The 11,437-nt window shown below is 73.6% G+C and carries 7 protein-coding genes and 1 pseudogene; 5 read left to right on the top strand and 3 right to left on the bottom strand.

Annotation, left to right across the window (positions count from 1 at the left end):
* A partial coding sequence (locus ODJ79_RS46105; RefSeq protein WP_263030101.1) for a universal stress protein occupies nucleotides 1–681 on the bottom strand: 681 nt, incomplete at its 3' end.
* A gap of 234 nt (nucleotides 682–915) precedes the next feature.
* On the opposite strand from ODJ79_RS46105, the gene ODJ79_RS46110 reads away from it, so the two are divergent.
* Nucleotides 916–1,797: a universal stress protein gene (locus ODJ79_RS46110; protein WP_263030102.1), complete on the top strand. Its 882-nt coding sequence runs from the start codon at nucleotides 916–918 to the stop codon at nucleotides 1,795–1,797.
* A 44-nt stretch (nucleotides 1,798–1,841) separates the two neighbouring features.
* Here the strand turns inward: ODJ79_RS46110 and ODJ79_RS46115 are convergent, their stop codons facing one another.
* Together ODJ79_RS46115 and ODJ79_RS46120 are read right to left on the bottom strand one after the other, a co-directional pair.
* Complete coding sequence (locus tag ODJ79_RS46115) at nucleotides 1,842–2,225, bottom strand: hypothetical protein (protein WP_263030103.1); 384 nt, start codon at nucleotides 2,223–2,225, stop codon at nucleotides 1,842–1,844.
* A gap of 22 nt (nucleotides 2,226–2,247) precedes the next feature.
* On the bottom strand, nucleotides 2,248–4,908 hold the full coding sequence (locus ODJ79_RS46120) for a cation-translocating P-type ATPase (RefSeq protein WP_263030104.1): 2,661 nt from the start codon (nucleotides 4,906–4,908) through the stop codon (nucleotides 2,248–2,250).
* Between the two features lie 107 nt (nucleotides 4,909–5,015).
* Here ODJ79_RS46120 and ODJ79_RS46125 point away from each other — a divergent pair, with 107 nt between their 5' ends.
* The 4 genes and pseudogenes from ODJ79_RS46125 to ODJ79_RS46140 form a co-directional block, all read left to right on the top strand.
* Nucleotides 5,016–6,653, top strand: a complete 1,638-nt coding sequence (locus tag ODJ79_RS46125) for an NAD(P)-binding protein (protein WP_263030105.1) — start codon at nucleotides 5,016–5,018, stop codon at nucleotides 6,651–6,653.
* Complete coding sequence (nifJ, locus tag ODJ79_RS46130) at nucleotides 6,650–10,180, top strand: pyruvate:ferredoxin (flavodoxin) oxidoreductase (protein WP_263030106.1); 3,531 nt, start codon at nucleotides 6,650–6,652, stop codon at nucleotides 10,178–10,180. The genes ODJ79_RS46125 and nifJ overlap by 4 nt, the downstream gene beginning before the upstream one ends.
* 102 nt (nucleotides 10,181–10,282) lie before the next feature.
* On the top strand, nucleotides 10,283–10,873 hold the full coding sequence (locus tag ODJ79_RS46135) for a hypothetical protein (protein ID WP_263030107.1): 591 nt from the start codon (nucleotides 10,283–10,285) through the stop codon (nucleotides 10,871–10,873).
* 66 nt (nucleotides 10,874–10,939) lie between these two features.
* Nucleotides 10,940–11,437: pseudogene (locus ODJ79_RS46140) on the top strand (NAD(P) transhydrogenase subunit alpha); the annotation flags it as partial.

Below are 11,437 nucleotides of genomic sequence, written 5' to 3' on the forward strand. Positions count from 1 at the left end.
GTCCGGGAACCGCGCCGACCACTCGGCCAGCGCCTCGGCGAGCCGGGCGTCGGCGGCCCGGCGCTGGTCGGCGTATCCGCCTCGGACGACGGCCGGCGCCCGGCCCTCCGCGTCGTCGGGCCGGATCCACATGTGCACCGCCACCAGAGGACTGCCCAGCAGCGCGGCCTGCGCGAACGCGTACCCCAGGGTGGCCGCCCCGGACGGCCGGGCCGAGGAGGCCACCACGACCGGCCCGTCGTGGCCCGCGCCGCGGTTCACCAGCAACGGGCAGGCGCTGTGGTGGGCCAGGTAGGCCGCGGTCGAGCCCCAGCTCGGCCTGGTGTACGGGTCGTCGCGGTGACCGACCACCAGCAGCCGCGCCTCCCCCGAGCAGCCGGTAAGCGTGTCGGCGGCCGCCCCCTCCAGCAGTTCGGTGGCGATCGGCAGGCCCGGCCGGGCGAGCGCGGCCCGCCGGAGGGTGAGCTCCAGCAGCCGCACACCGTCCGCTTTGGACGGTACCGCGTCCCGGCTGCGGAACACGCCCCGATATCGCCCGGGCCACACGTGCACGATCTGCAACGGGGCTCCGCAGCGTGCCGCCTCGGCCGCGGCCAGATCCACCGTGCCGGGCGTGCTGCGCGAGCCGTCCACTCCGACCACGACGGGCCGGTTTCGCGGTGTCGCTGCTTCGCTGCCCATGTTCGCAGGCTAGGTACGGAAAGAGGCGGCCCGGCACGGCCGGAGGACCGGTCGGGCCGGGTCGTTGGTCACGCGTCGGCGGAGCCGAGGTCGGGCGGGCTTGGTGCGCAACAACGGCCCGGTGCGGCGCGGGCGGGCGTGACCGGGACGTGCGGCCCGTGCGGTCGGGACCTGCCGCTCTGCCCGGCGGCGGCGGATCGCCAGAGGGTTGAAGGAGATCGAAGGGAGACTGCCATGGCCATCCTCGTCGGCACGGACGGCACCGATTGCAGTCTGGCGGCCGTGGAGTGGGCCGCCATCGAGGCGCAGCGCCGGAACACACCGCTGCGGATCGTGCATGCGTTCGACTGGGACTGGCACGAGTCCCGCTTCGCCATCGGCACCGAATACATCGACGTCGGCCGCCGCCTGGCCGAGGCGCTGCTGGTCGAAGCCGCCGACCGGGCGCGCGAGTGCGCACCGGCCATCGACATCGCCACCTACGCGATCGCCGGGCACGCCGCGCCGAGCCTGCTGGGGGAGGCGCACGGCATGGAGCTGCTGGTGGTCGGCAGTCGGGGTCGCGGCGGCTTCGCCGGTCTGCTGCTCGGCTCGGTCAGCCAGCGGGTGGCCACGCACGCGCCCTGCCCGGTCGCCGTGATCCGTGGCCACGACGTCCCGGGTGGCCCGATCGTCGCCGGCATCGACGACTCGGCGGCCGCCGAGCAGGTGCTCGCCGCGGCCTTCGACGAGGCGGCCGTGCAGGGGTGCGGCCTGATCGTGTTGCGCTCGTTGGCCCCGGCGTTCCCGCCCTGGCTGGCCGACGTGCGGCGGGCCGACCTTTTGTCGCCCGCGGACCGGGAGGCCGAGCTGCGCCGGATCGAGGAGCAGCTGGCGCCGTGGCGGGACAAGTACCCCGGCGTGCTGGGCGAAACCGTTCTCACCCACGACGCCGCCGCCTCCGCCCTCGTGCTGGGCTCCCGCGAGTCCCGGCTGGTCGTCGTCGGCTCCCGGGGGCACGGCTCGGTGGCCGGCTCGCTGCTCGGCGCCGTCGGCCTGCAGCTGCTGCACCACGCCGCGTCGCCGGTACTGATCGTCCGGGAACCTACCCCGGGGTCGACGCGCCGGCCGACCTGATCGACGCCGCCGCCTGAGGACGGCGGCCGCCCAGGACCGACGGCTCAGACGAACCGGACCGGGCAACCGGAACGCCGCGCCACCGCTCGAACCAGGGCGGTGGCGTACGCGTCGGTGGGGTGCGCCAGGACGGCCAGGCAGCAGGTGCGGGTGGCCGCGGTCAGGGTGATGGCGGGGTCGAGGACGCACCGGGACGACAGCGTGACGGCCACGTCCGGATACTTGCCCGACCACCGCTGCACGATGCCGGACAGCTCGTCCTCGTCCGCGTCGGTCAGGCCGGCGGCCATCACCCGGACGGCCACCCCATGGTCCTGCGCCTCGTCGAAGGCGAGCCGCAGGACGTCCTCGGCGGAGCTGATCGCCAGGATGCCGGCGAGGACGGCCCCGGTCGTGCCGGGCTCGACGGTGTACACCGGACTGGTCATGATGTCCTCGGCACGCATCCCGTCACCGGCCTCCCACCGTGGTTCCCGTCGTCAAGCGTCGCGCCGATCCGCCCCCGCGGGCAGAGCCGAAGGTCCCGGCACGGCGGGACCACCACCGGTACGCCTCGTCGGCCGCCCAGACGATCACCGGGAACGGCAGCAGGAAGGCGAGCTCGGCCGGGCCCAGCGCGGCGGTACCGAAGATCGGCTGCAGCGGCGGCAGGTAGATCAGCGCGGCCGCGAAGACCAGCTCGAAGGCGATGCCGGCCAGCAGCAGCCGGTTGCTGAACACGCCGATCGAGCGCAGCGACGCGTGGTCGGTGCGGGCCGCGAACGCCGTGCCGATCTGGCACGCCACGATCCCGGCGAACGTCATCGTGGTGGCCTCCTGGTAGCCGGCCCGCGACAGGGTCCAGAAGAACCCGGCCGTGACCAGCGCCGCGGAGACCACACCGAGCACCCCCCAGGCGCGCAGCAGCAGCCGGCGGTCGATCACCCCCTCCTTCGGCGACCGCGGCGGCCGGTCCATCAGGCCCGGCTCGGCGCGTTCACGGCCCAGCGCCAGCGCGGGCAGCGTCTCGGTGCCCAGGTCGATGGCGAGGATCTGCAGCACGGTCAGCGGCAGCGGGACCGCGCCCCCGGAGAGCGCGAAGATCAGGAACGGGACGACCTCGGGTACCGCGTGGGCGAAGATGTAGAGCACGAACTTGCGGACGTTGTCGAAGACCCGGCGGCCGGCGTCGACCGCGCGCACGATCGTGGCGAAGTTGTCGTCGGTGAGCACCATCGTGGCGGCCTCGCGGGCGACGTCGGTGCCGGAGCGGCCCATCGCCACCCCGATGTCGGCGTGCCGCAGCGCCGGCGCGTCGTTGACCCCGTCCCCGGTCATCGCGACGATCTCGCCGCACGCCCGCAGCGCCTCACAGATGCGCAGCTTGCCCTCCGGCGAGGAGCGGGCAAAGACGATCTCGCCCGGGGCGGCGAGCAGCGCGTCCAGCTCCGGCTCGGTCATCCGGTCCAGCTGCTCGCCGGTGACGATCCGCCGCTGCGCGCCGCCGATACCGACCTGCCGGGCGATCTCCGCGGCGGTCGGCCCGTAGTCACCGGTGATCACGTGCACCCGGATCCCGGCATGGTGGGCGGCCGCCACCGCGTCGGCCACCCCCTCGCGCGGCGGGTCGACCATCGCGACCAGGCCGAGCAGGACGAGATCCCGCTCCGCCGCGCCCCGGTCCGCCGGCGGCTCCGGAGCGTCCCGGCTCGCGATGGCCAGGACGCGCAGTCCCGTGGCCGCGTAACGGTCGACGGCGGCGGCCAGGCCGGCCCGTACGTCGTCGGTCAGGTCACTCGTCGCGCCGTCGGCGCCGAGCACCCGGGTGCACAGCGGCAGGACGGATTCGAGGGCGCCCTTGGTGTGCACCCGGTCGCCGTCGACGGTGGACATCCGCTTCAGCCGGGCGTCGAAGGCGTACAGCGTCCGCCGGCCGCGGTCCCGCTCGCCCGCGTGCACCGGCGCGCCCAGGCCGGCCGCCAGCCGCAGCAGCGCCAGCTCGGTCGGGTCGCCGATCTCCCGCGCCGTCGTGCACAGCGCCGCCGCGACGGCGACCGGCCGGCCGCGCGGGTCGCTCGGGTCGAGCTCGGCGTCGCGCATCCAGATCCGGGTGACCCGCATCCGGTTCTCGGTCAGCGTTCCGGTCTTGTCGGTGCAGATGACCGTCGTGGAGCCGAGCGTCTCCACCGCGGACAGCCGCTTGACCACCGCGCCGACCCGAGCCAGTTCCCGCACGCCCACCGCCAGCGCCAGGGTGATGGTGGGCAGCAGCCCTTCCGGCACGTTCGCCACGATCAGCCCGATCGCGAAGCTGATCGCCGCCGCCCAGCCCAGGCCGGCCAGCACCCCGATCGGCAGGAACGCCACACCGGCCGCCACCGCGACGATCGCGATGATCCAGGTCGCCCGGCGCACCTGACGCTCCAGCGGGCTCGACTCCGTTCGCCCCCGCTGCGACAACGCGGCGATCCGGCCGATCTCGGTGTGCATCCCGGTATGTGTGACCACCGCGAGGGCCTGACCCGCGACGCACGCGGTGCCGCTGAAGACCAGCTCGCGCGCCTCGATCAAGGGCCCCGGCACGACCTCCGCGTCGGCCTGCCGTCCGGCCGGCACCGACTCGCCGTTGAGCGCGGAGAGATCCACCGACACCGCGCCGTCGATCAGCCGGGCATCGGCGCAGATCCGGTCGCCCTCGGCGACCTCGATGACGTCGCCAGGGACGAGCTCGCGGGCCGGTACCTCGGTCAGCCGTCCGCCGCGCAGCACCCGGGCGGTGTCCGGCAGGAAGGCGGCCAGCGCCTCCACCGCCCGCTCGGCCTGCCGCTCCTGAACGAACGCGAAGCCCGCGTTGAGCAGGATGACCGCCGCCACCGCCGCGGCCAGCTGCGGCGTGCCACCGAGCCAGGCCAGCACCGCGGCGACCATCAGCAGCACCGCGAGGGGCTGGGTGAACTGCGCCAGCAGCTCACCGACCCACGATCGTCCACGCCGGCGGGACAGCTCGTTCGGGCCGTACACGGTCAGCCGACGGGTCGCCTCGCGGACGCCGAGCCCACCGGCCGAGGTGCGCAGGTCGCGGAAGAGCTGCGGGGGCGGCCGGCGGCCGTCGACGGCAAGGGTGTCGGTCATAGGTCCCAGGCTTCGCGCCGGGGCGGCCGGCAGGCAGGGCCGAGAGCCCGGACAGAGCGGACCTTCGACCCTGAACCACCCGTCACCCGGGGCGTTGCATGGAAGGTATGAGCACGCCACACCACGATCTGACGACGCCGCCCGACCTGCGTCTGGACGAGGCGCGCGGCGGGCCCGGCCGGGCACGCCGCCCGGTTTACCTCGACCTGATGCCGCCGTGCAACGCGGGCTGTCCGGCCGGCGAGAACATCCAGGGCTGGCTCGCCCTGGCCCAGGCCGGCGAGCACGAACGGGCCTGGCGGCTGCTGGTCGCGGAGAACCCGTTCCCCGCCATCCACGGCCGGGTCTGCTACCACCCCTGCGAGAGCGCGTGCAACCGCGCCGAGCTGGACAGTCCGGTGTCGATCCACGGCGTCGAGCGGTTCCTCGGCGACCTCGCCCTGGAACGCGGCTGGCGGTTCGATCCGCCGCCGGCGGCCACCGGCCGGCGGGTGCTGGTGGTCGGCGCCGGGCCCAGCGGGCTCTCCGCCGCGTACCACCTGGCCCGGCGCGGCCACCACGTGGTGATCCACGACGCCGAGGCCGAGCCCGGCGGCATGATGCGCTACGGCATACCCGCCTACCGGCTCCCCCGCGACGTGCTGGCCGGCGAGATCGCCCGGCTGACCGCGCTCGGCGTCGAGATCGTCGGCGACCATCCGGTCCGTGACCTGATCGCCGAGCGGCGCGAGGGCCGGTTCGACGCCGTCTTCGTGGCGGTCGGCGCGCATCTGTCCCAGCGGGTCGACATCCCCGCCCGGGAGGCCGGCCGGATCGTCGACGCGGTCAGCCTGCTGCACGACGTCGCCGCCGGTCAGCGGCCGAGCATCGGCCGGCGGGTCGCCGTCTACGGCGGCGGCAACACCGCGATGGACGCCGCCCGGGTGGCCCGCCGCCTCGGCGCCGAGGAGGCGCTGATCGTCTACCGGCGGACCCGGGCGCAGATGCCCGCGCACCCCGAGGAGGCGGACGAGGCCGAGCGCGAGGGCGTGAAGATCAACTGGCTGCGGACCATCCAGACCTTCGACGGCCCGGAGCTGACCGTCGAGGTCATGGAGATCGACAAGGACGGGCGGCCGGTGCCCACCGGGCGCACCGAAACGCTGGCCGCCGACACCGTCGTGCTCGCCGTGGGCCAGCGCGCCGACACCGCGTTCCTGCGCGGCGTCCCCGGCGTCGAATTCGCCCCGGACGGCACGGTGCTCGTCTCGCCGGAGCTGATGACCGGCTGCCCCGGCGTGTTCGCCGGCGGCGACATGGTGCCGGCTGAGCGGACCGTGACGGTCGCGGTCGGGCACGGCAAGTCCGCGGCCCGGCACATCGACGCGTACCTGAAAGGCCAGCAAGCCCCGCGGACGGTGACGCCGCCGGTCGCCGGATTCGACGACCTGCATCCGTGGTATTTCGGCGACGCCGGCCGGCGTCGCCAGGCCGAGCGCGAGCCGGCCGAGCGGGTCACCGACTTCACCGAGGTCGTCGGCGGTCTCGACGCGACGGCGGCCACCTTCGAGGCCGGGCGCTGCCTGTCCTGCGGGACCTGCTTCGAGTGCGACGGCTGCTTCGGGGCCTGCCCCGAGGACGCGGTGATCAAGCTGGGTCCGGGCAACCGCTACCGCTTCGACTACGACCGCTGCACCGGCTGCGCCACCTGCTTCGACCAGTGCCCGGTGCACGCCATCTCGATGATTCCGGAGGCGACCCGATGACCCGCGCGACGATCGACGGCAACGAGGCGTGCGTCGATGTGGCGTACCGGCTCAACGAGGTGTGCTGCATCTACCCGATCACGCCGTCCTCGGCGATGGCCGAGCTGGCCGACGAGTGGTCGGCCGCGGGGCGGCGCAACATCTGGGGCTCGGTGCCCACGGTGGTGGAGATGCAGAGTGAAGGCGGCGCCGCGGGCGCGTTGCACGGTGCCCTGCAGAGCGGGGCGCTGAGCACGACCTTCACCGCGTCGCAGGGCCTGCTGCTGATGATCCCGAACATGTACAAGATCGCCGGCGAGCTGACCCCGGCGGTGCTGCACGTGGCCGCCCGCTCGCTGGCCGCGCAGGGGCTGTCCATCTTCGGCGACCACTCCGACGTGATGGCCACCCGGGCCACCGGCTTCGCCATGCTGTCCTCGGCGTCGGTGCAGGAGGCCCACGACTTCGCCCTGATCGCGCAGGCCGTCTCGCTGCGGACCCGGGTGCCGTTCGTGCACTTCTTCGACGGCTTCCGCACCTCGCACGAGATCAACACGATCGAGACGCTCACCGACGACGACCTGCGCGCGCTGGTGCCGCCCGAGCTCGTGCGCGCGCACCGGGCCCGGTCGCTCTCCCCCGAGCGGCCGGTCATCCGCGGCACGGCGCAGAACCCGGACGTCTACTTCCAGGGCCGGGAGACGGTCAACCCGTTCTACTCCCGGGTGCCCGGCGAGGTACGCGCCGCGATGGCCGCCCTGCCCCGCCACTACGACATCGTCGAATACACCGGCGCCCCGGACGCCGAGCGGGTGATCGTGCTGATGGGTTCGGGCGGGCAGACCGCGCGGGAGACGGTCGCGGCGCTCGGCGGCCGCGTCGGCGTGCTGCAGATCCGGCTGTTCCGGCCGTTCCCCGCCGAGGCCGTCGCGGCCGCCATCCCGGCCACCGCGACCCGGATCGCCGTGCTGGACCGCACCAAGGAGCCCGGGTCGCTCGGCGAGCCGCTGTTCCTGGACGTGCTCGCCGCGCTGGCCGAGAGCGGCCGTCCGGCCATGCCCATGGTGATCGGCGGCCGATACGGCCTGGGCTCCAAGGAGTTCACCCCGGGCATGGTCGCGGCGGTCTTCGCGGAGCTGGCGCGCGAACACCCACGCCCCCGCTTCACCGTCGGCATCGTCGACGACGTGACCGGCACCAGCCTGCCGTACGAGGACCTGGACATCGAGCCGCCCGGCACCGTCCGCGCGCTCTTCTACGGCCTCGGCTCGGACGGCACGGTGGGCGCGAACAAGAACACCATCAAGATCCTCGGCGCGGATCCGGCGCTGCACGCCCAGGGCTACTTCGTCTACGACTCCAAGAAGTCCGGCTCGATGACCGTGTCGCACCTGCGCTTCGGCCCGGCGCCGATCCGCGCGCCGTACCTGATCGCCCAGGCCGGCTTCGTCGGCTGTCACCAGCTCGGCCTGCTCGACAAGGTCGACGTGCTCAGCCGGGCCGCACCGCACGGCACGCTGCTGCTCAACAGCCCGCGCCCGGAGCAGGTCTGGGACGAGCTCACCCGCGACGTTCAGGAACAGATCCTCGCCAAGGACCTGTCGGTCTGGGCCATCGACGCCGACCGGATCGCCGCCGAGCAGGGCCTGCCCGGCCGCACCAACACGATCCTGCAGACCTGCTTCTTCGCGATCTCCGGGGTGCTGCCCCGGGACGCCGCGATCGCCAAGATCAAAGACAAGATCACGCAGACGTACGCCCGGCGGGGCACCGAAGTCGTGGCCCGCAACCATGCGGCCGTCGACGCGACCCTCGACGCGCTGCACCGGATCCCGGTCCCGGCCACGGTCACCGCCACCCGCCGGCGGCCGCCGCCGGTGCCCGCGGACGCGCCGCCGTTCGTCCGGGAGGTCACCGGCCCGATGCTGGCCGGCGACGGCGACCGGCTGCCGGTCAGCGCGCTGCCGGTGGACGGCACCTACCCCGGCGGCACCACCGCGTACGAGAAGCGCAACATCGCCGATCTGGTGGCGGTCTGGGATCCGCAGACCTGCATCCAGTGCGGCACCTGCTCCTTCGTCTGCCCGCACAGCGTGATCCGGTCCAAGTTCTACGACCTCAAGGAGCTGGCCGGCGCGCCGGAGGGCTTCCCGTCCGCGCCGCTGAACGCCCGCGGCCTGCCGGACAACCGGTTCACCCTCGAGGTCTACCTCGAGGACTGCACCGGCTGCGGGCTGTGCGTGGAGGCCTGCCCGGTCGGGACCCCCGAACGTAAGGCCATCAACCTGGAACCACGGGAGCCGCTCGTGGCCGCCGGCCGCGCCGACATCGCGTTCTTCGAGTCCCTGCCGCACGCCGACCGGTCCCGGGTGGACTTCGGCACGGTTCGCGGCGCCCAGTTCCTGCAACCGCTGTTCGAGTTCTCCCTGGCCTGCGCGGGCTGCGGCGAGACGCCGTACCTCAAGCTGCTCTCCCAGCTGTTCGGCGACCGGCTGATGGTCGCCAACGCCACCGGCTGCTCCTCGATCTACGGTGGTAACCTGCCCACCACGCCGTGGACCCGCAACCCGCAGGGCCGCGGGCCGGCCTGGTCGAACTCGCTGTTCGAGGACGACGCCGAGTTCGGGATGGGCTTCCGCCTCACCGCCGACCTGCACCACCGGCTGGCCACCGACCGGCTTGCCGCGCTGCGCGACCGGCTCGGCCCCGATCTGGTGGACGCGGTGCTCACCGCGCCGCAACGGTACGAGTCGGAGTTCACCGAGCAGCGCGAGCGGATCGCCGAACTGGGCCGCCGGCTCGACGAGCTGCCGCCCGGCGACCCGGCCGTCGCCGACCTGCGCAGCGTCCTCGACCACCTGGTCCGGCGCAGCATCTGGATCGTCGGCGGGGACGGCTGGGCGTACGACATCGGCTCGGCCGGCCTCGACCACGTGCTGGCGAGCGGCCGCAACGTCAACGTGCTGGTGCTGGACACCGAGGTCTACTCGAACACCGGCGGGCAGATGTCCAAGGCGACCCCGCTGTCGGCGGTCGCCCGGTTCGCCGCGGCCGGCAAGACCACCCCGAAGAAGGACCTCGCGCTGCAGGCCATCGCCTACGGCAACGTGTACGTCGCCCGGGTCGCGATGGGCGCCGACCCCGAGCAGACACTGTGCGCGCTGCGCGAGGCGGAGGCGTACGACGGCCCGTCGCTGATCATCGCGTACGCGCACTGCATCGCGCACGGCATCGACATGCGCGACGGTCTCGGCCAGCAACAGCGCGCCGTGCGCAGCGGTTACTGGCCGCTGATGCGCTACGACCCGGTGCTGCGCTCGGCCGGCCGCAACCCGTTCCTGCTCGACTCCCCTCGCCCGCGTACGCCACTGTCCGACTACACCGACCGGGAGCTGCGGTTCCGCCGCCTGCGCGACACCGACCCGGAGGAGGCGGCCCGGCTCGCCGCGCTCGCCCAGGCGGCGGTGGACCAGCGCTGGCAGGTCTACGAGGAGATGGCCACCCGCGGCCCGGAACGCTTCCCCGCCGACGCTCGGCCCGGCCGCTGACACACAGGACCTTGGACCCTTCGAGGTGGGGCTGTTCGACACGGGCGTACCGCGCCCGGGACGCGCAGGCTCAAGGCAAGGACATCGATTGAGGAGGACACCATGACAACCATCGGCCGGGACGCCGCCCACCACCTCGAGAAGGTCGAGGCCCCCGGCTCCATGCTCACCAAGACCGCCGCCAAGGCCCTCGCGGTCCTGCGCATCTCCACCGGATTCGTGTTCCTGTGGGCATTCCTCGACAAGACCTTCGGATTCGGCTACGCCACCCCCTCGGCCCGGGCCTGGGTCAACGGCGGCTCCCCCACCAAAGGCTTCCTGTCCAGTGTGGATGTCGGCCCGAGCTGGCTGCAGAGCTTCTTCCACAACATCGCCGGCAACCCGGTGACCGACTGGCTGTTCATGCTGGCCCTGCTCGGCATCGGCCTCGCCTTCATCCTCGGCATCGGCATGCGCATCGCCGCCGGCTCCGCCGTCATCCTGATGGCCATGATGTGGCTCGCCGAGTTCCCCCTCGACAAGACCGCCGCGGGCGGCAAGCCGAGCGGCTCGACCAACCCGATCACCGACTACCACTTCATCTACGCGGTCACCGGCGTCGTCCTGGCCCTCACCTACGCCGGACACACCTGGGGCCTGGGCAAGTGGTGGGCCTCCCTGCCCTTCGTCCAGAAGAACCGCTGGCTCATCTGACCCCGTCGGCCCGCCGCCCGGCCCCCGGCCGGGCGGCCGGCCATGTTGTGAGTGAGGGAGGAACCGATGACGACCGTCGGTGTGCTTGGCGAGACCGCGCCGGGCGAGTGCCGGGTGGCACTGAGCCCGGACGGCGCGCGGCGACTGTCCGGCAGCGGCGTGCGGGTACTGCTGGAGGCCGGCGCGGGGCGCCGGTCCTTCTTCGGCGACGAGGCTTACTCCGGCGCCGTCGTGGTCGGTCGCGAGCAGGTGTACGCCGAGAGTGACGTCCTGCTCTGCCTGCATTGCCCGGACGACGCCGCCGACGCGTGCCACCCGGGTCAGCTGCTGATCGGCCTGCTGGCCCCGTTGGCCGACCCGGTCGCGGCCCAGCGGCTGGCCACCGCCGGGGTGACCGCGGTCAGTCTCGATCTGCTGCCACGCACGCTGAGCCGGGCGCAGTCGATGGACGCGCTCACCTCGCAGGCGAACGTGGCCGGTTACAAGGCGGCGCTGCTGGCCGCCGAGGCGTACCCCGGCTTCTTCCCGATGCTGATGACCGCGGCCGGCACCACCCGCCCGGCA

It is taken from the genome of Actinoplanes sp. KI2 (genome assembly GCF_025630775.1).
GTDB lineage: Bacteria > Actinomycetota > Actinomycetes > Mycobacteriales > Micromonosporaceae > Actinoplanes.